This is a genomic window from Lacticaseibacillus brantae DSM 23927, from assembly GCF_001436115.1.
GTDB lineage: Bacteria > Bacillota > Bacilli > Lactobacillales > Lactobacillaceae > Lacticaseibacillus > Lacticaseibacillus brantae.
The window spans coordinates 123,696-142,679 of the sequence record NZ_AYZQ01000005.1 but is presented as its reverse complement, the minus strand read 5'-3'; the positions used below and the strand labels follow the sequence as shown (position 1 = coordinate 142,679).

The following is an 18,984-nucleotide window of genomic DNA, read 5'->3' as shown; positions in this document are numbered from 1 at the left end:
GTTGTTTTAGAGGCTCCTGTCAGTTGTCATTCAATCCAAGATTAACATGTAGATCTACCAAAAAATATTTAGATATTTCTATCAAACTTTGTGAACTGTTTTCTTTAGTATTTTATTGCCTTTATGGATAGAATTCACAAAATAATCTGCAATCGATTTTGGTATCGATTTCAAAAAAGCGTTGACAAAGAAATGAAAGCGCTATACTATATTCGTGACAAAGAAGATGTAGGGAAGTGGTAAGAAATGGCAACGATTTCAGACGTGGCAAAATTAGCTGGTGTTTCAGTTTCCACGGTTTCGCGCATTATCAACAATAAGCCTCACGTATCACCTCGAAAGGCCGCGCTGGTCGCTGATGCCATGACAAAACTTGGCTATTCACCGCTGCAAGCCGCGCGGCAAATGCGTGGTTCCGGTTCACAAACCATTGCAGTCACAGTGCCATATATTACAAATCCGTTTTTCTCAGAATTAGTTGCAGCGATTGAACGAACAGCAGATGAGCGCTCATATAAGACCGTTATCGTGCAAACGTTTGGTCAGAAAAGTCATGAGCTCAATGCCCTGGAATTTCTGAAAACGAATCAAGTCGATGCAGTAATCATGTGCGCGATTGAGAACGATTGGGACTTAATCAAGCAATATTCACAATATGGTTTGATTGGTGTCTGCAATGAATATGTGGCTGATCCCGATGTTTTAATGGTTCACGCCGATCAAGAAAGTGGGATGTACGCGGGGACCAAGTACCTTTTGAATCGCGGCTATCGCAAGTTAGCATTCTGCACTGGCCAACAAGATATTCGGTTTAACGACAATATCGAAGATTTGAACAGCGATCGGTACCGCGGTTACTTACGGGCCTTGCGCGAATTTGATTTGGAACCGAGCGTTGAATGGCAGTTCACTGATGTCAGCACGATTGCTGATGGTCAACGGGTGCTGCAACGAATTGCTAGCATGAAAGATCGGCCGGATGCTGTAATTGCTGGGTCCGATCAAGTGGCGGCTGGTATTATCGCCGAAGCTCAGACACTGCAACTTAAGGTGCCCCAAGAACTCGCTGTTTTAGGCTTTGACGATCAACCGCTGAGCCAAGTGGTTGCGCAACCACTCACCACTATCCATCAGCCAATTCATGAAATTGGCGATGCCATTGCCAATATGGTCGCGGATGAGTTGGAAGGCGACACAATTGATACCCGCCAGGTCATCATGCCACTTTCAGTTGTCGTTCGTCAGTCTGTAGCTTAGTTTTTACATAAAATTGGTATCAATACCAAAAATTTGGAGGAATTTAACATGACAGTCGTATTAGCACGAGTAGACCAACGTTTAGTCCATGGCATCGTTGTCAATCAATGGGCAGCCGAGGTGCAACCAAAGCGGTACATGGTGATTGATGATGTCGTTAGCCAAGATGAGAATGTGAAAGCCAGCATGCGCTTAAGTAAACCTGCTGGGACTGGGATGTCTATTATCGATACGGACAAGGCTTTAACGAATTTTACAGCTGGTAAGTATGATGATCAGCGAGTGTTCGTGATTGCCAAAGAACCGAGCACGATGTTGAAGTTGTTGGATGCAGGAATTGAGATTCCTCGCGTGGATATCGGGATTATTTTTGCTGAAGACGGGCGTACCCAGATTAGTAAGTTTGTTTCGGTTAATCAACAAGAGGTTGCTGATTTCAAAGCCTTAGAGCAGCGTGGTGTTCCAGTTAACATCCGATACGTGCCAGCCGATGCCCCGTTACCATTTGATAAGGCAATTGACGGCAAGGACATCAAATAGTTAATGCCATTGTAAAAACCTTTAGGAGGAGAAATCATGCCATATATTTTGCAAGATATCTTGATCATCATTCTGGCCTCGTATGCCACGATTGATAATCAAGGGATTACGATTATGAATTACTGGCCTGTCACTGTCGGGCTTTTCGCAGGGCTCATCATGGGCGACTTACCAACTGCCATGACGATTGCTGGGACGTTCCAATTAATGAGTTTAGGGGTCGCTGGTTTGGGTGGCGCTTCTGTGCCTGACTACGGGCTAGCCACAATTGTTGGGGTATACCTATCAGCTCGGACCGGTGCTGGCCTTGGGACCGCGGTTGCTGTCGGCTTGCCAGTTGGGTTATTGACCATCCAACTGGATGTGTTGATTAAGATCGCCAACAACTTCATCGCACACCGCGCTCAAGCTTATGCCCATGCAAAAGAATTTAACAAGATGCGTCTTGTGAACTGGATTGGACCTTTGTTCTTTGCCTTAAAGAACTTCATTCCAATGATCTTAATTGTCACAGTCGGACCTTCTGCTATCAGTGCTTTACTCAAAGTTATTCCTGCATGGCTCACTAATGGGCTCACGATTGCTGGTAGTATGTTGCCAGTCGTTGGTATTGGGATGTTGATGCACTACATGCCTTTGAAGAAGTATATCTGGGTCCTCATGATCGGCTTTGTGATGTCAGCTTACTTAAATGTACCAATCCTTGGGGTTGCGATTATTGGGTTAGCCTTGGCGATTTATACTTACCAGAACCTGATTAATGCATCTAAGAAGAATGCCGTAGCAACAGCTAATGGCGCAGACGCAACAGACACTGATGAAGAAGGAGACGACTACGATGAGTGATGTACAAGCACAGACACCTCAACCAACTGAACCACAACATAAGTTAACTAAGAAAGAAAGACACAGCGCTATTCTTCGTTATATGTTCATGGGCGTGAACAACTTCAATTATGAAACGCAACAAGGCCCTTCGGTGGTCTGGTCATTCTCGAAAGTCCTCCGGAAGATCTATCCAAACGACGATGATTATGTCGCATCTCTAGACAATCACTTTAAGTATTTCAATACCACTACGGCCATGGCTGGCATGATCTTAGGTGCGACTTTGGCGATGGAAGAACATGACGGGATTAAGTCAAAAGACGCTGTGCAAGCGCTAAAGACTTCCTTAATGGGACCTTTTGCCGGCGTTGGGGATACCATTATCTGGATTCTGTTACCAACAATTATGGGTTCAATTGCCGGTTACATGGCCCTACAAGGGAACCCACTCGGTGCCATTATCTGGCTGTTCGTCGATATGCTATTATTCTGGGCCCGGATTAAGTTATTTGATATCGGTTACGATTCCGGGGTTAAGCTGGTCACAACGATGGCTAACCAGTTGAGTGCCTTCACTGAAGCTGCTTCTGTCATGGGGATTACCGTGGTTGGGACTTTGATTGCGACGGTGGTTAAAGTCTATACACCACTCCAATTCCAATTCGGGAAAGTTAAACTAGCCATGCAGACTGGCGTCTTAGACAAAATTATGCCAGCGCTGTTACCTGCATTAGTCGCTTGGATGGTTTACAAGCTTTTAGGTTCAAAGAAATGGACGCCAAATCGCGTGATTGTGCTGATTCTTGTCATTGCGCTTGTTGGGTCATTCTTCGGAATCCTCGGGGTACAGCCAGCTAAGTAATCGTTGCGAAAGATTGAGAGGGAGCTATTTTGAGTCAAGATAATCAGATTAGCGGTGAGAATTATCGTTTCACCGTTATTACCAATAAAATGATCCGTATGGAATATCAAGCTGCTGGTCAGTTTGAAGACACCACGACGCAAACCGTCGTCGATCGTGATTTTGGGAACCCAACCTTTCAATTAACCCGTGATCAAGATGGCTTTGCAGTCCAAATTGAAACTGATTCGTTTCATCTCTACTATCGCGGTGGCGAATTCAATGGTGCTAACTTGTTCATCGATACGAAATACAACTATCAGACCCACTACCCACGCTGGCATTATGGCGACCGCGATGAGAAGAATCTCTTAGGGACAGCCCGGACGCTCGACGGTGCTGATGGTGCGGTATCGCTAGAACAAGGAATCATGTCCAAAAACGGCTTTGCTATTCTGAATGATTCAAAGAGCATGCGCCAGGTCGGTGACCAGATTGAAAATCGGCCCGTTGACGAGATTGACATTTACGGCTTCGCCTATGGGCACGACTATCAAGCTGCCTTACATGATTATTATCAATTGACTGGATTCCCACCACTCGTTCCTCGGTTTGCTTTAGGTAACTGGTGGAGCCGTTTCTATCCGTACACACAAAAGTCCTACCTCGAACTGATGAATCGGTTTGAACAGGCAGGGATTCCAATCTCCGTGGCTGTGTTAGATATGAACTGGCATGTCACAGATATTCCAGCCGAGTATGGCAGTGGTTGGACTGGCTATACTTGGAATCGTAAACTTTTCCCAAAGCCAGAAGAATTGATGACAACACTCCATGAGCAAGGCAAACATGTCACCCTGAACGTGCATCCGGCCGCTGGGATTCGGCCGTCGGAAGAACAGTATCCTGAAGTTGCAAAGGCAGTTGGTATTGATCCAGCAACCAAGCAGCCGGTCCTGTTTGATTTGAATAATCGCAAATTCATGCAAGCTTATTTCAAGCTTGTGCACCATCCCCTGGAGAAGCAAGGCGTTGATTTCTGGTGGCTCGATTGGCAACAAGGCGCGGCCCGTTCTCGGGCCCAGATTGATCCATTGTGGTCGTTAAATGTCTTGCATTACCTAGATCAGGTTAAGACAAAGCCAGACCAAGCGCTGATTCTTTCACGTTACGCTGGCCCAGGCAGCCATCGCTATCCAATCGGTTTCTCGGGTGATTCAATTGCCAGCTGGAAGTCATTAGCATTTCAGCCATATTTCACCGCAAATGCGACTAACATTGGCTACACTTGGTGGAGTCATGATATTGGCGGCCACATGCAAGGCACCTATGATCCAGAACTCTCATTGCGATGGTTGCAATTTGGGGTGTTCAGTCCGATTATGCGATTACACAGCTCAGACAATCCGTTTATGGGCAAAGAACCATGGATGTATGATGTTGAGACTGAACAGAGCATGACGAGTTTCATGCGGCTGCGCGCCCAACTGGTTCCTTATTTGGCGAATGCGGACGTACTCACCCATGAGCAGGGCCAAGCGTTGATTGAACCCATGTATTATCGGTACCCGGAAGCTAAGGAAGTTTATCAATTTAAGAATGAGTACTTCTTTGGATCAGAGATGTTGGTTGTGCCAATTACCTCGCCAAGCGATGAAACCACCGGGCTGGCGAGTGCTGAGGGCTATGTGCCTGAGGGGACTTGGACAGATTTGTTTACGCATCAACAATACACGGGCCCCGCAGTTGTGAAGTTCTATCGCAACAAAGCTCAGTACCCAGTACTCGTGCGGTCAGGTGGAATCGTCCCATTGGCCGCCGACGCCATGGCAGCGATTGACCAATTACCTGAAGCGATGCGCATTCGTCTTTTCCCAGGTGAAAAACATGAATACGTCTTGCATGAGCAGACCGCAAAAGGCCAAGCCCAAACACGTTTTACTTGGGAGCCAGACAGCCGTCATTTTGCGATGTCGGTGGAAGATCCTAATCACATTATTCCCGCTCAACGCGCCTATGAGCTTGACGTGATTGGTGCAAAAAATAGTGGTCAGCCGCTTGAGGGGCATGCAAATTTGCAAATGACGCTCGACATACAAGCTGAGAATCAATCAGCAATCCTGCGTGATCGCCTTTTTGCCCGCTTGCAACACGCCAAGGTGGATTTTGATTTGAAGAAACAGTTATGGCAAAGTATCACAAGCATGCCTGCTAACCGGGCAGCGATGACCGTGGCCAGCCTAGCGCCGGCCGCATTAAGTGATGCCTTACTAGAATTACTTTTAAATGATTAAGTCGGAACCGATCGGAACGCGCGAACAACGGTTCCTGATCGGTTTTTGTGTGGCAGAATGATCCACAAATAAGGAGGAAAATTCATGGAACGGACAATTGTATTAGCATCTCATCATCGCTTGGCTGAAGGGCTGAAAGACACGCTAGATTTTATTAGTGGTGGCGGCCAAGACATCGTGACCGTGGCAGCGTACTTAGACAACCAGCCTGTTGGAGATCAAGTGGATGCCGTGATGACCGCTTTCCCAGATGATCGCGATGTGGTGGTTCTGACAGACATGACCGCTGGCAGTGTGAATCAGAAATTCTTTAACTATCGCACCCGCGCGCACACCCATATCATCAGTGGGATGAATTTACCTCTAGCGCTTGGCATTGCCATGGAACCAACGGACCAATATATAACCGATAGCCGCATTGACGCCTTGATTCAGCAGGCTAAAGAAGCGATTGTTAATGTTAACGCCATTCAGGTTGAAGCAGATGACGATGATGAATGAGTTACCTTGGTGGAAGAAGAGCGTCGTGTATCAGATTTATCCCAAGAGTTTCAACGACTCCAATGGAGATGGTATTGGGGATTTAAATGGGATTACCGAGAAATTGGACTACCTGGCTAATTTGGGGGTTGATGTCTTGTGGCTTAATCCCATCTATCAGTCTCCACAAGTTGATAACGGCTATGACATTTCCAATTACCGTGCTATTGAGCCCCAACTGGGGACCATGGCTGACTTTGAACAGTTGCTAGCAGCTGCACACGACCGTCATTTGAGAATTATTTTGGATTTGGTCGTCAATCATACGTCAGATCAACATCCTTGGTTCAAAGCTGCACAGTCATCTGTGAGCGATCCTCACCATGATTACTACATCTGGAAACAACCAGTTGATGGCCATGTTCCCAATAATTGGGGGTCAAGTTTTGGTGGGTCGACGTGGGAATATCAAGCCGATTTAAGCGAGTACTATCTGCACTTATTTGCTAAACAACAACCCGATTTGAACTGGGAGAATCCGCAGGTTCGGCAAGAGGTTTACGACTTGATGCGCTTCTGGTTGGATAAAGGCGTAGACGGCTTCCGGATGGATGTCATCTCACTGATTTCAAAAGATCCCACTTACCCTGATGGCCCAGTCATCCAAGGTAAAGCCTTCGGGAGCTATTATGCTGGGGCAGCCAATGGGCCTAAGGTGCACGATTATCTCCAAGAAATGCATCAGCAGGTCCTGGCCGATTATGACATTATGACTGTCGGCGAAACCCCACACACAACCGCAAAACAAGCCCAGTTGTACACGGGCGCTGGCCGGAACGAATTGGATATGGTGTTCCATTTTGATCACATGCACCTGGATTACGGCACGTATGGCAAGTTCTCAACTAATCGGTTTAAGTTAGTTGACCTCAAGGCAGTGTTGGCCCGGTGGGAGACGACCTTAGCACAAGTGGATGGCTGGAACAGTCTCTACTGGAGTAACCATGACCAGCCTCGGGCAGTCACACGCTTTGGGGATGAAGGGCAGTATCGCGTTCGCTCAGCCAAAATGTTAGGGACCGTTTTACACATGCTGCAAGGCACACCATACATTTTCGAAGGTGAAGAACTGGGCTTAAAAAATGTGCATTTTGAGACTTTGAGCGACTACAATGACCTGGAAACCCACAATATCTACCGCGAACTGACCGAGGATCATCATGAAACGCCGGAAGCGGCAATGGCCGCGATTTACTTACACTCTCGTGATAACGCGCGGACACCCATGCCTTGGGATGGCTCGCTGCAAGGCGGCTTCACCTCGGGGCAACCATGGCTGAAGTTGAATCCTGACCACGACCAAATCAATGCCGCACAAGATTTAGCGAATGAGAATGGCGTTTATCACTATTATCAACAGCTAATCAAGCTTCGCCATGAGGAACCACTGGTGACCAGCGGGGTCTTTGAATTGTTGGCGCCAGATGACCCTGATTTATTTATTTATCTACGGAAGGGTGAAGGCGAAACGCTGTTTGTGGCAGGGAATTTCACTGCAACACCAAAGACTTGGACAGTACCTGAGGCCTTGCGGAATCAGGCAGCCACAGTTTTACTGGCTAACACGACTATTGATTCAGCCTTAGGCCAAACGCTCACGCTACCACCTTATGGGGCGGTAGTGTATAAGCTTCAGTATTAATCCCCAATAAAAAAGAAGTTGTGCCATGACCCCCATGGGGATCATGGCACAACTTCTTTTTGTATCAGCCTTGGAGCCACACACCTAATGCGAACAGCAGGGTGTAACCGACGAAGAAGAGGGAGCCACTTTTGATGACGCCCATGTAAGTTTTTTGCTTGTCGGGGTTCTTAAAGAATGGCTGCATGCCCGGCCACATCGCGATCAGAATGAGACTACTCAAAGCTGTCAGCCACGGGGCCTTGCCCAGTAAAACATTGACGATTGGCCACAGGGTACCGATAATCACGCCCGCCTTCATAATGTTAAGGGCATTGGCCTTGCCAGTGAAGTACACCAAAGTGTGGCGATGGTTGGCAATGTCCTCGTCTAAATCGGCAATATTATTGGCCAATTGGACACAGAAGAAATTCAAGGTCAGGGGTAAGCACAATAGAAAGGTAATCCCCATGGTGGCCAGAGTGAATGGCGCCCGCCCAGCGATACTGACGTAGACACAGGTCAGTTGAATCAAATAAGCAATGGATAAGGCCACCACGGTCTCGCCGACTGGTGTGGCATTAATCGGGAACTTGCCTGCGGTGTAGAAGATGCCGATGATATAGCCAATTGCGCCAAAAATCAGCACTGGCCAACCGGTGTTCAGCCATAAGAAGATGCCAGGGATGGCTGAGAGTATGTAAAGGCTTGTGGCCAGCCAACCGACGCGTTTGAGCGGTAGTGACAAGCGGCCAATCGGATTCACTTCTTTGGCGTAATGCTCACGATCATGGGCGTGGACGTAGTCGAAATAGTTGTCCGACACGTTCACCGCTAAATCAAAAATAAAGACATCAAGCAGACACAACAGCACGTTTTCGATATTGAAAGTCCCGTACACAAGTTGTGCAATTGCACTCCCTAGAATGAACCAGATGACATTCAAAGGGGCGGTATAAATTTCAGTCAGTTCCACAAAAACTGGCCAAGTGAGCCATTTTGATTGGGTCATTTTCTCTCCTCCGTTGTAAACCTAAATCTGTTCTTCACAATACCGGCAAACGGCATTGGGCGCAACGCTAAACGCTCAAAAAGCGATTAATAATTTCTAGATGGTGCATCAGCTGCAACTTGCGCAGAACGCCCATCCCAGGGAAATGTTGATCGTCAGCCAGATCAATTAACGTCCGCAGGCCAAAACTGTCCGCTTGCGGTTTGCTGGTCAGCCATGGCGTCAACTGACTGGCAGCTTCAAGAAACTTGGCTTGGGGATTGGCGTAGTCATCATTGTTCACCGAAACAAAATGATGTAGGCGTAAGTGACCATGTTCTGGATAGACCAAGTGCAATGCCAGGGCACGTTGGGGATAGCCTTGTTCACTGTAATGGCCGCTCGTTAAGGGATAGTCACTGAACCCCAGCCCAGGTAATTGGTCAGGACCAAATTGATAGAATTCGTCTTGAACTAAGCGATAATCTTCTGTGTGGCCCCAGATGGTGAAGCGGTCAGTCAGAAAGACGGCCTTTGATAAGGCCAATTGCCGGGTGACGGCCGTATTGGGCACGATTTTGATGCCTGACTGTCGCCGTAATAGTTGGGCTTGGGCGACGGTCTGGGCGATGATCACTTGGGCATGGTTATCGGGTTCAAAATAGCGAGCTGAAAGGAGTGGTGGTTGTAGCTTAATCGCATGGATCGGCTGTTCTAATAAACCGTAATTCCCTACTTGGGGATTGGTGACGACCGCCAGCGGTAAGTGGCTTTTGACAAAGGCATCGCCTAGCTTAGTTAAACCGGGGCTGTCTTTGACAGGTTCGACAATGGGAATGACTTGCGGCGAAATCAGCTGCCGTTGGGCCAATTCCGTCAGTGCCGCGAGGTCGAATTGTTTCCCCCGGATAAATGGGAAATATTTCATTGGCTCAACCTCAGTCTCAGGTTCTCTTCAGTGAGCGCATCAATTTCCGTTTGCAACGCCGCAATGGTGTCGGTCTGTAGCTCCTCACTAAAGCGGTCGAGTAAATTAGCTTCCGGGGTGTAAATATCGTAGTCACTGGTGCGTTGCTTCAGGGCTTGATACAACTGATCAGTACTAAACTGATCAAGGCCTTTTTCGACGCGTTTGGCTTTGACGACTTCGCGATTGAGACTGGCAATAAAACGCAAGGTGAGTGCAGCCTCATCGACTTGTAGGTCTTGGCGTTTAGCGGTTTTGGCAATCGTCAGCATCCCGGGGGCGGTGATGGGTACGGTGCTTGCAGCCAGGGCCTTCTTGTTAAAGGCTTGATAGGTGAAGACCCCGATGCCTGCCGGAATCTCAGCCTTCACTTCTTGATAAAGTTTGGCGGGTAGGACGAAATAATTGTAGTTACCAATAAAACTGAGCTTGGCATGACTATGAAAATCGGCTTTGGTGACTTTGAGCTCAAAGCAGCGCCAGACTGGTTGGTTGGCTTCAGTTTGGAGCACGAGGGTGTCAACGATGCCTTGGTCATCAGGCATGGTGACCTCTTCAACAACATAGCCTCCTTGTTCCTGCCAGTATTGATACAATGTTTTTTCTAAATCGAGGGTGAGCTTGGTTTTCATCCGTGATCCTCCCAGAAATGTCGCAGCTGTTCAGCAAGTTGGCTCGTCGAGCGGCTGATGGTCAGCCCTTGCCAATGATTAGGGAAAAGGGCGCGGTAGCGGGGGGTGGCAAAGCGTTGATCTAACAATAGGATGACGCCACAATCGTGTTCCCCGCGGATGACTCGGCCGGCGGCTTGAAGCACGTTGTTTAAGCCAGGTAATTGATAAGCATAGGCAAATCCTTGTCCGTTTTGGGCGTCATAATACGCTTTAAGACGATCGGTTTCACTGTTGAGTCCGGGTAGGCCAACCGAAATAATGGCTACGCCAATCAGGCGGGTCCCCTTGAGATCGATGCCTTCTGAGAAGATGCCGCCCAGGACGGCAAAACCAATCGTCTGACTGTCAGCGCTGAACTGAGCAAGGAAGTCTTTGCGCGCGGCTTCATCCATCTGGCCGGCTTGAACGACCAGGTCTGCGGTAGGATGAGCGGCCGCAAACGCCGTATACACTTGCTCTAAGTATTGGTAAGACGGGAAAAAGAACAGATAGTTGCCAGGCTTGGCAGCAATCAGTGTTTCCAGACTCGCCACAATGGTTGGCAGGTTGGCCGCCCGCTGTTGGTAGGTCGTTTGAATGTTACTGGTGGCAATTAACTTGAGATTGCGCTGGTCAAAGGGTGAAGGTAATTGGTAGGCGAGACTGTTGTCGAGTCCACCGAGAATCTCTTGATAGTAATGAATCGGTGATAGCGTGGCTGAGAAGAGCACGGCCCCACGCCCCAATGCCAAAGATTGATCAATGAAATTACTGGGGTCTAAACACAGTGCTTTGACCATCACACCATGGTCATTTGCAATCCGGGTTTCATAAGCATCGTTATAGAAATCATTAATGCGTAAGAATTGGTTGGCAGCAAAATAAACGGGCAACACAATTTCAGTAATGGGTTGTAACTCAGGAGCGGGATCACTGCCCAGCCAATCATGAATCGTTTGGCTAAATTGATTCAGTCGCGTCACTAAGCCGTCAGCGGAATCTTTTTGATAATGTTCGTGTAGCTTTTGGTTGCTAAGGGCTTCACTCAAGAGGTCAAACTCGTCCAGCACACGATTAATGCGCCGCCGCAAGCTGGTGAAAATTTTCCCTTTATGGCCCTTGAGTGCGTCTTTTAGGGAGACAAATTGACCATCTTCAATTGAAGCCGAATACATACTGCGTGCACGGGAAATCAGGTTGTGGGCTTCGTCAACGAGGAAGAAGTTCCCCGGATCTGGTTCACTAAAGAATCGTTGAAGGAACACTGTGGGGTCAAAGAGATAATTGTAATCGCAAATCACCACATCACAAAAAAGACTCGCATCGAGACTGAACTCGAACGGGTCGAGAGTATGTTTCTGGGCGTAAGTTTCAATGACGCCGCGGGTTAACTGATTCTCATGAGCAAACATATCTTTCAAAGCCGGTTTCAAGCGGTCATAGTATCCGAGCATGTAAGGATTTAAACTGGGGTCATCCGGCTCATCATCAAAGGTGATGACGTCCTTAGCGGTGAGGGTGATGCTTTTGGCGACCAGGCCGTTGGCGGCTAACAGTGCCATCCCATCCTCTGCCACTCGGCGGGTGCTCTGCTTAGCTGTTAGGTAGAAGAGCCGTTCAATCAGGCCCTCACCCATTGCCTTAATAGCTGGGAACAGAGTCGAGATGGTTTTGCCTGTTCCAGTGGGAGCCTCAACAAACAGTCGGGTCTGGGCGTAGATGGTCTTGTAGACGGCCGCAGCCATTTCGCGTTGACCGGTTCGAAATTCTGGGAAAGGAAAAGCCAAGGTCTTGGCACTTTGATTCCGGGCGTCAACAATGGCTTGACGCATATCAAGCCAATCCTTGAAAGCGGCAATTAAGTCTTCAAAATACAGACTCAACTCCGCCCGAGTTTTTGTTTCAGTGAACCGGCTGACTTGATCGGTGCTGGTTTGATAATAAATTAAATCCAGTTGCACCTGGTCAAGATCCCGACTTTCGCAAAGAAACAGGCCGTATAAGTATAATTGCGACCAGTAGCGGTCCTTGGTATTTTGAGTCACATCAGCAAAGTTGCGCGCTGAGGTTTTGATTTCTTCAATGGTCACGCCCGATTCATCAGTGAGAACACCGTCTGCGCGGCCATTAATTAAGTAGGTGGTGGCATTAATTGTCATGGGGTGCTCCAAATAGACTTCTTTCTCGAAGTCGCTTTCAGTATGGGCGGCCTGCAACTGGCGGTGAATTTTGCTGCCAAGCATAGCCGTGTTATTTGAAGCGGTGGTAACGGGATTCAAGTCACCAGTGCGCACAGTCAATTCGACCAGCTCACGCACCCCAATCTTTGTTTCTGCCATAATGCCCTCCGTTGGTCTCATTATAGAACAAACTTTCGGGGGTGAAAATGGTCGATACGACGACGGGAAGTTCTTGCCGACATGCTCGCCTTGAAAGTTTGTGCGATGGTACGCTATGATGGCTATATTACAAGGAAAAGGGACGATTTCATGGAAATCAATGTACAAACTTACCAGAACGCAATTGCAGAAGGTAATTATGAGCAAGTACAAAAGACTGTCGATCCAATGGACCTCAAAGAACAAGGCCTCGCACAATTCATGGCCAGTCTCTATGAAAGTGTTCAAGCTGCCACGCAAAAGAACCAACTCATTCAAGCCACACTTGAGGTGACCTATAAAGAACCAGTCCTAGTGAGCCTGGAAACCAGTGTGATTAATCTTCCTATGGCAGACTACAAGAAAATCAACAACTTCTTGGAAGTCGAAGAAATTGTGCCGGTGAATTTGTACTTAGTGATCACCTCTCAGTGGGTGAATGTCTCGGGCTTGCGCATCGATAAAATGACAGACGTGGCCAGTTATTTGGCTGACTTTACGGTCAAAAATGCGGAAATCAACGATGCAATTTATGAGAAACTCGACTTCATTGAAGCCGAGATGAGTAAGCCACAACCGGTGGCTAAAGAAGTGCCCGCCAATAAGCGCAAACCAGCAACCAAGCGAACGACGACTAAGACGGCAGCAGCCAAGAAGCCGGCCGCTAAGACCACTCGCAAAAAGGCGCCTGCAAAGAAGACTGCCACGAAGAAACCGGCGGCCAAGAAGTAATGAAACGGCGTTGGAAATGGCTGATTGGCATCGTGACGGTGTTGCTCGTCTTAACCGCCAGTCTTGGACTTTGGTGGCATCAGCGGTTGCGCGTGTATGCGAACTTCCAGGTACCACAAGCCCGTGTGGCCACGGTCTTTATTCCAGGCTACGGGGGCAATTGGACCTCGTTTGGTCCGATGATGGCCCGCTACACCCGCTATGGGATTGCAACTGAACGTTACCAGGTGCAGGTCCACGAACACTCCGAAACCTTCAAGACCCTAGGGCCGGCTTCTGGGACGAACCCGCTCATCAATGTCTTATTTGATGACGCGAAGAATCCCCCTAAAGAAGCCAAGCAGTTGGCACGCTTAATGCAAAGTTTAAAAAAGCGTCATTTCTCACAAGTCTATCTGGTGGGACACTCCAGCGGTGGTAACATCATTTATGATTACTTGACGAAATACCGCAAATCGACGGATCCTAAAGTGTTGAAATTTGCCAGTCTGGCCTCAGATTATCCTGGGGAGACAACGATGAATCGCTTGCCCAAAGATTTGCATGTATTGAATCTAGGCGGTCAGGTCTGGAATTTTGATAGTGATTGGGCGGTTAATCTCACATCACTCAAACACTTCACGACTCAGGTCAAACCATATGTGGCCTCAGTGAAGACGGTTATTATTCATGGGAGCCCTCTAGACAGCTATCATATTATGCTGCATCAAAATCCGGATGTGGATCGCATACTAGCCAAGTTTCTCTTTACCACAACGGAGCAGAAAGGGTGGACAAATTGGTACAACAATTATTGATTTTGGCTTTTACCGGGTTAGCCGCCGGCATTTTGGGCGCCCTCTTGGGCTTAGGCGGGGGCATCATTATTACGCCAGTCCTTACCTTATTGATGGGTTTACCCATTCAATATGCGATTGGCGCCAGTGTGATTGCAGTCATTGCCACGAGTTCTGGGGCGACGATTGCCTATTTGAAAGACGATATGTTGAATTTACGGGTCGCGATGTTTCTTGAAATTGCCACCACGGTCGGGGCCATATTAGGCGCGGTCGTGACGGGCTTAGTCAACAGCAGTGTGTTGTACTTCTTATTCGGTGCCTTGCTATTATTCTCGGTGTACAACATGATTCGTAAAATGATGTCTAAGGGCGAAAAGTTAGTGAGTGTCAATGATGACAGCTACGCCCAAAAACTGCGCTTAAATGGGTCGTATTACGATAAAGCCACCAAGCAACATGTTGATTACTCAGTGACCAACGTGCCCGGTGGCTTTGCCATGATGTTCGGGGCTGGGTTGGCTTCAGGATTGTTGGGTATTGGGAGCGGGGCCTTCAAGGTCTTGGCCATGGATACCATCATGAAAATGCCCCTCAAGCCATCGACGGCCACCAGTAATTTGATGATGGGTGTTACGGCCGCTGCCAGTGCCACGGTCTACTTCTTCAATGGCGCCATTCAACCACAAATTGCCGCCCCTTTGGCCATGGGCATTCTGGTTGGCGCCACCATTGGCTCCCGGATTATGCAATATTTACCGACGAAAGTTTTACGGTGGATTTTTATCCCGGTGATTGGCTACATGGGCTTGCAGATGTTGCTTAAAGGAATTGGGGTGAACATCTAATGGATCAATCAACACGTGAAGAAACAGAGAAGATTGAACTGGTCATTGGCAAGCTCCTACGCGTTGGGGTAATCATTTCTGCCACCGTGATTCTGATTGGGATGGCAATGTTCATTATTTCTGGCCACAGCGGCTATGCTGGTGCCAGTCATCCGACCACACCATCGGCCATTCTCAGTGGCGTGGTCGCATTGAAGCCATATGCCATTATGATGCTCGGCCTGTTCTTATTGATTTTGACGCCCGTATTACGCGTGGTGGTCTCAATCTACGCTTTCTTTAAAGAAAAGGATTTCTTGTACACAGCGATTACCACTGTTGTTTTAGTTATCCTCGTCATTGCAATGTTTATTGGTTACGCCGGCTAATAGCGATTCGAATTTAGCCAATTGGCATGACATGGCTGTGCTCTCCAGATTGGGAGCACGGCTTTTTTTATGTTGACAAATATATCTAAAAGATATACGTTACTTATATCTTTTAGATATGGGACGGGGACGAAAATAATGATGAATGAATTAAACGTTTTGAGTGAGCTGATGGAATCACCTAAGAATGGTTATCAGCTTCAAAAGGCATTGCAAATGCCAGTTGGCCCGTATCGGAAGGTCAGCTTCGGCGTGATTTATCCGTTACTCGATCGCTTAGCTAAAGCCGGCGCTATCGAGCTGAAAGCTAGTGGGGACGGAAAAATTGCGACGATTACACCGGCCGGCCGCGAACGGTTTATGGCTTTGATGGCGGATCCAATTCCCAAAGGGGCACACACAGACGATATTTACCGGATAAAGCTTGATGCGATGCAACATTTGCCACTGTCTGACCAATTTGACTTACTGACAATGTATCGGGCTGAACAAGACCGGGTCATTGCGCATAGCCAAGAAAATATTGACCGACTGAACGCGGTAGCCAAAATCGATCACTGGTATGCCGCACAACGGATTCGACTGCATATCGTTCAAGCACAAGCAACACTCGAATGGATTAGTGACTTTCAAACGCGCCTAGAGAAGGGGGAAGTCCCACATGCCTAAATCAATCAAAATCGCCTTATTAATGGCAGCCAGTCTCTTTATGGAAATTCTAGATGGCACTATTGTGACGACCGCGCTTCCTAAGATTGCCCAAACCTTTGGTGAAACGAACGCCACAGTTGCCTTGTTGGTTAGCGTCTATTTGATTACAGTCGCGGTCTTCATTCCTCTGAGCGGTTGGTTAGCCAGGCGCTTTGGCCAACGCCGCATCTGGTTGACCGCTGTGCTGCTCTTTACTGCCAGTTCGCTGGGTAGCGCCTTGGCTCCCAATTTTGTGGTATTGCTAGGTATGCGCATGCTTCAAGGTTTAGCAGGTTCCTTAATGACGCCCACGGCGCGTTTAATTGTCCTTGAGAAAACCGCGCCCAAAGATTTGCTCAAAATGATGAGTTATCTCATTTGGCCAGCTTTGATTGCGCCAGCTATTGCGCCCGTTGTTGGGGGCGCATTGGCCACCTATGCGAGTTGGCACTGGATTTTCTTAATCAACGTACCAATTGGGTTGATGAGTTGGATTATTGGTCTTCGGCTACTGACGCCTGACCAACCAGCGCCTCGCACGAGTTTTGATTTGCTAGGTTTTATCGAAATTGCTGCTGCCTCGCTGCTGTTGCTGATTAGCGCCGACAGCGCTTCTCAGGCCCATCCGAATTGGTGGCTGAGTTTGGCTTTGTTCATCCTTGGCTTGGCTACAACTGCCTTAGTCGCTTACCATCTCACGCACGCACGGGCACCATTATTCGCTGTCAGCGCGCTTAAAATTCCATCGTTTCGGATTTCTCAGACTGGCGGTTCAATCTTATGGCTATCGGTCGGTTCACTGCCCTATCTGTTGACGGTGTATTTGCAAACCGTCCTGCATTGGTCGGCTTTAGCCGCTGGGTCGCTGGTTATTTTTATCTTTATCGGGAATATTGGCATCAAGCCATTTACAACGGCTTTGATCGAACGCCTGGGTTACCGGAATGCGATTATACTGGCGCTGGCACTAATTCTGGCCAGTGGCTTGGGGCTGGGATTAATGCAAGCCACGATGCCTGCTGCCTGGATTGCAGCTTTGGCGACTGTTTCTGGGGTGGGGCGCTCCTTAGCACTGACGGCGTACAATGGCGTCAGTTTAACTGAAGTTGCGTTTGAAGAACGCAACAGTGCCAATACCCTTAGCGCTGTCACCCAAACGTTGGCGCAGGGAATTGGGGTCGCCGTCGTCACCTTAGTGGTGTCATTAGCCGGAATATTTATGCCGGTTAACGCCGCTTACCAGGTAGGCTTTGCTTTTCTAGCAGTCCTTATGCTGGCTCCGATCATTGAGGTGTGGGCATTGCCTAAGACCTTGGGGGAACAAGGCTTGCATCGCTAGCTCAACGGAGACTGATTTGCAGTAAACAAAAAAGACCGTGAGCTCACGGTCTTTTTTTTGGCTTTATTGTTAGCCATGATGGCTGATTGGTTGTGCGAGTGCCTGACTAAGGGCTGAGCCCAGGGCAGCCACCCCGTGCTCGATGTCTTCTACAGAAACATTCGTGAAATTCAAGCGGGCGCCATTGATTACGCTTTTTGACGCAAAGAGATTCTTTGATGGGACAAAGGAGACTTTCGCCTCAGGGAGCAATGACTCAAGCATGAATTTTTCGGTGTCGAAGCCTTCTGGCAGTGTCAGCCAAAGGAAGAAGCCACCTTCTGGATTGTTAAAATGTGCCGCCTTGGGCATATATTGCGTCAAAGCTTGCACCATGGCGTCTTTTTTGACGGCATAGCTGGTTTTCAAGGTGTCCAAATGAGCATCCAGGCTGTTATGCGTCAAGTAATCGTCAACTGCAACCGCGACTAAATGACTCGATTCAACATCGGCCCCCGCCTTGAGCGCAGTGATTGCTTTGAGAAGCGCAGGCGTTGCGACAAGCCAACCTAAACGCAGGCTGGGCGCCAGGATTTTGCTGAAACTGCCCAAGTAGATAACGCGCCCTTCGGTATCGAACGCTTTGACAGGCGGAATCCGTTCGCCGCTATAACGCAAGTCGCGATAAGGTGCGTCTTCAAGAATAATGAAATCAAATTGGTTTGCTAATTGCACCAAGGCTTGGCGTTTCTCAACGGACATGACCGTTCCAGTAGGATTGTGGAAATCGGGAATGGTGTAGAGAAACTTGATCTCATGTTTGAGTAAGACTTTCTTCAACGAGGTTAAATCGAGGCCATCAGATTGAACTGGGACTTCGTAGTACGTTGGTTCATAGGCGTCAAAGGCAGCTAAACCGCCAATGTAAGTTGGCCCTTCAACGACGACCCCATCACCCTTATTCAACAAGAGTCTAGCAGTGAGATCCAAACCTTGTTGTGCGCCCTGGGTCAGCAGAATATCGTCTGCTGTCAGGGATAAACCGTCTAAACGGTTGAGGCGAGCGGCAATTTTTTGCCGGAGCGGCGTGTAACCAGTCGTGGTGCCATATTGGAGTAATGTCCCTTGGTCAGCGGCAAAACTAGCGTTAAAGGCAGCCTGCATGGCTTTGGTAGGGAATAATTGCCCGTCTGGGTAGCCACCGGCAAAGGAGATGACGTCGGCACTAGTCGCAGCAAAGAGCGCATCCAGGCCAGACTCGCTGGTTTTAATTGTCCGATTCGCAAGTTTCATTTAAAGAACTCCTTCCGTTTGCTGATAAGAACAGTGTATGCCTTTTACC

General features: G+C 48.2%; 18 protein-coding genes. 13 read left to right on the top strand and 5 right to left on the bottom strand.

Going from position 1 to position 18,984, the window contains the following annotated elements:
* The first annotated feature begins 246 nt into the window (after positions 1-246).
* The 7 genes from FC34_RS09075 to FC34_RS09045 all read left to right on the top strand — a co-directional run bounded on the left by FC34_RS09075 (position 247) and on the right by FC34_RS09045 (position 7,942).
* Complete coding sequence (locus FC34_RS09075; protein WP_057895112.1) at positions 247-1,257, top strand: LacI family DNA-binding transcriptional regulator; 1,011 nt, start codon at positions 247-249, stop codon at positions 1,255-1,257.
* A gap of 48 nt (positions 1,258-1,305) precedes the next feature.
* Entirely contained in the window at positions 1,306-1,797 is a 492-nt protein-coding gene (locus FC34_RS09070) for a PTS sugar transporter subunit IIB (protein WP_057895111.1), read from the top strand.
* 36 nt (positions 1,798-1,833) lie between these two features.
* A complete protein-coding gene (locus FC34_RS09065) occupies positions 1,834-2,643 on the top strand; it encodes a PTS mannose/fructose/sorbose/N-acetylgalactosamine transporter subunit IIC (RefSeq protein WP_057895110.1) in 810 nt (269 codons plus the stop codon).
* On the top strand, positions 2,636-3,487 hold the full coding sequence (locus FC34_RS09060) for a PTS system mannose/fructose/sorbose family transporter subunit IID (RefSeq protein WP_057895109.1): 852 nt from the start codon (positions 2,636-2,638) through the stop codon (positions 3,485-3,487). The genes FC34_RS09065 and FC34_RS09060 overlap by 8 nt, the downstream gene beginning before the upstream one ends.
* A gap of 29 nt (positions 3,488-3,516) precedes the next feature.
* Complete coding sequence (locus tag FC34_RS09055) at positions 3,517-5,760, top strand: glycoside hydrolase family 31 protein (protein WP_057895108.1); 2,244 nt, start codon at positions 3,517-3,519, stop codon at positions 5,758-5,760.
* An 84-nt stretch (positions 5,761-5,844) separates the two neighbouring features.
* Positions 5,845-6,261 carry a PTS sugar transporter subunit IIA gene (locus FC34_RS09050; protein WP_057895107.1) on the top strand — a complete coding sequence of 139 codons (417 nt, stop codon included), beginning with the start codon at positions 5,845-5,847 and terminating at the stop codon, positions 6,259-6,261.
* Complete coding sequence (locus FC34_RS09045) at positions 6,254-7,942, top strand: glycoside hydrolase family 13 protein (RefSeq protein ID WP_083479315.1); 1,689 nt, start codon at positions 6,254-6,256, stop codon at positions 7,940-7,942. Before FC34_RS09050 ends, FC34_RS09045 begins: the two co-directional genes overlap by 8 nt.
* Before the next feature lie 64 nt (positions 7,943-8,006).
* On the opposite strand, the gene FC34_RS09040 is transcribed toward FC34_RS09045, so the two are convergent.
* The 4 genes from FC34_RS09040 to FC34_RS09025 all read right to left on the bottom strand — a co-directional run bounded on the left by FC34_RS09040 (position 8,007) and on the right by FC34_RS09025 (position 12,871).
* On the bottom strand, positions 8,007-8,933 hold the full coding sequence (locus FC34_RS09040) for a prenyltransferase (protein WP_057895105.1): 927 nt from the start codon (positions 8,931-8,933) through the stop codon (positions 8,007-8,009).
* A gap of 67 nt (positions 8,934-9,000) precedes the next feature.
* Positions 9,001-9,840: a sce7725 family protein gene (locus FC34_RS09035; protein ID WP_057895104.1), complete on the bottom strand. Its 840-nt coding sequence runs from the start codon at positions 9,838-9,840 to the stop codon at positions 9,001-9,003.
* Positions 9,837-10,511 carry a hypothetical protein gene (locus FC34_RS09030; RefSeq protein ID WP_057895103.1) on the bottom strand — a complete coding sequence of 225 codons (675 nt, stop codon included), beginning with the start codon at positions 10,509-10,511 and terminating at the stop codon, positions 9,837-9,839. Before FC34_RS09030 ends, FC34_RS09035 begins: the two co-directional genes overlap by 4 nt.
* Positions 10,508-12,871, bottom strand: coding sequence for an ATP-dependent DNA helicase (locus tag FC34_RS09025; protein ID WP_057895102.1), 2,364 nt, complete (start codon positions 12,869-12,871; stop codon positions 10,508-10,510). Before FC34_RS09025 ends, FC34_RS09030 begins: the two co-directional genes overlap by 4 nt.
* Positions 12,872-13,021: 150 nt before the next feature.
* On the opposite strand from FC34_RS09025, the gene FC34_RS09020 reads away from it, so the two are divergent.
* The 6 genes from FC34_RS09020 to FC34_RS08995 all read left to right on the top strand — a co-directional run bounded on the left by FC34_RS09020 (position 13,022) and on the right by FC34_RS08995 (position 17,663).
* On the top strand, positions 13,022-13,642 hold the full coding sequence (locus FC34_RS09020; RefSeq protein ID WP_057895101.1) for a hypothetical protein: 621 nt from the start codon (positions 13,022-13,024) through the stop codon (positions 13,640-13,642).
* Complete coding sequence (locus FC34_RS09015) at positions 13,642-14,439, top strand: alpha/beta hydrolase (protein WP_057895100.1); 798 nt, start codon at positions 13,642-13,644, stop codon at positions 14,437-14,439. The genes FC34_RS09020 and FC34_RS09015 overlap by 1 nt, the downstream gene beginning before the upstream one ends.
* The gene (locus tag FC34_RS09010) at positions 14,421-15,266 is read left to right on the top strand and encodes a sulfite exporter TauE/SafE family protein (protein ID WP_057895128.1); all 846 of its coding nucleotides are present in this window, start codon (positions 14,421-14,423) and stop codon (positions 15,264-15,266) included. The genes FC34_RS09015 and FC34_RS09010 overlap by 19 nt, the downstream gene beginning before the upstream one ends.
* Positions 15,266-15,634, top strand: coding sequence for a DUF1634 domain-containing protein (locus FC34_RS09005; RefSeq protein ID WP_057895099.1), 369 nt, complete (start codon positions 15,266-15,268; stop codon positions 15,632-15,634). The genes FC34_RS09010 and FC34_RS09005 overlap by 1 nt, the downstream gene beginning before the upstream one ends.
* Positions 15,635-15,772: 138 nt before the next feature.
* Complete coding sequence (locus FC34_RS09000; protein WP_057895098.1) at positions 15,773-16,303, top strand: PadR family transcriptional regulator; 531 nt, start codon at positions 15,773-15,775, stop codon at positions 16,301-16,303.
* Positions 16,296-17,663 carry an MFS transporter gene (locus FC34_RS08995; protein ID WP_057895097.1) on the top strand — a complete coding sequence of 456 codons (1,368 nt, stop codon included), beginning with the start codon at positions 16,296-16,298 and terminating at the stop codon, positions 17,661-17,663. Before FC34_RS09000 ends, FC34_RS08995 begins: the two co-directional genes overlap by 8 nt.
* Before the next feature lie 69 nt (positions 17,664-17,732).
* Here FC34_RS08995 and FC34_RS08990 read toward each other — a convergent pair whose 3' ends face one another.
* Positions 17,733-18,935 (bottom strand): aminotransferase-like domain-containing protein, encoded by a 1,203-nt coding sequence (locus tag FC34_RS08990; RefSeq protein ID WP_057895096.1) that lies wholly within the window; start codon positions 18,933-18,935, stop codon positions 17,733-17,735.
* Positions 18,936-18,984 lie beyond the last annotated feature (49 nt).

What these genes read in the sequence shown, in the direction of transcription:
- FC34_RS09070 (WP_057895111.1), top strand. Translation starts at nt 1,306, where the DNA reads ATGACAGTCGTATTAGCACGAGTAGACCAACGTTTAGTCCATGGCATC.
- FC34_RS09065 (WP_057895110.1), top strand. Translation starts at nt 1,834, where the DNA reads ATGCCATATATTTTGCAAGATATCTTGATCATCATTCTGGCCTCGTAT.
- FC34_RS09030 (WP_057895103.1), bottom strand. Translation starts at nt 10,511, where the DNA reads ATGAAAACCAAGCTCACCCTCGATTTAGAAAAAACATTGTATCAATAC.
- FC34_RS09040 (WP_057895105.1), bottom strand. Translation starts at nt 8,933, where the DNA reads ATGACCCAATCAAAATGGCTCACTTGGCCAGTTTTTGTGGAACTGACT.
- FC34_RS09075 (WP_057895112.1), top strand. Translation starts at nt 247, where the DNA reads ATGGCAACGATTTCAGACGTGGCAAAATTAGCTGGTGTTTCAGTTTCC.
- FC34_RS09020 (WP_057895101.1), top strand. Translation starts at nt 13,022, where the DNA reads ATGGAAATCAATGTACAAACTTACCAGAACGCAATTGCAGAAGGTAAT.
- FC34_RS09050 (WP_057895107.1), top strand. Translation starts at nt 5,845, where the DNA reads ATGGAACGGACAATTGTATTAGCATCTCATCATCGCTTGGCTGAAGGG.
- FC34_RS08990 (WP_057895096.1), bottom strand. Translation starts at nt 18,935, where the DNA reads ATGAAACTTGCGAATCGGACAATTAAAACCAGCGAGTCTGGCCTGGAT.
- FC34_RS09025 (WP_057895102.1), bottom strand. Translation starts at nt 12,871, where the DNA reads ATGGCAGAAACAAAGATTGGGGTGCGTGAGCTGGTCGAATTGACTGTG.
- FC34_RS09005 (WP_057895099.1), top strand. Translation starts at nt 15,266, where the DNA reads ATGGATCAATCAACACGTGAAGAAACAGAGAAGATTGAACTGGTCATT.
- FC34_RS09000 (WP_057895098.1), top strand. Translation starts at nt 15,773, where the DNA reads ATGATGAATGAATTAAACGTTTTGAGTGAGCTGATGGAATCACCTAAG.
- FC34_RS09045 (WP_083479315.1), top strand. Translation starts at nt 6,254, where the DNA reads ATGAATGAGTTACCTTGGTGGAAGAAGAGCGTCGTGTATCAGATTTAT.
- FC34_RS09015 (WP_057895100.1), top strand. Translation starts at nt 13,642, where the DNA reads ATGAAACGGCGTTGGAAATGGCTGATTGGCATCGTGACGGTGTTGCTC.
- FC34_RS09060 (WP_057895109.1), top strand. Translation starts at nt 2,636, where the DNA reads ATGAGTGATGTACAAGCACAGACACCTCAACCAACTGAACCACAACAT.
- FC34_RS09035 (WP_057895104.1), bottom strand. Translation starts at nt 9,840, where the DNA reads ATGAAATATTTCCCATTTATCCGGGGGAAACAATTCGACCTCGCGGCA.
- FC34_RS08995 (WP_057895097.1), top strand. Translation starts at nt 16,296, where the DNA reads ATGCCTAAATCAATCAAAATCGCCTTATTAATGGCAGCCAGTCTCTTT.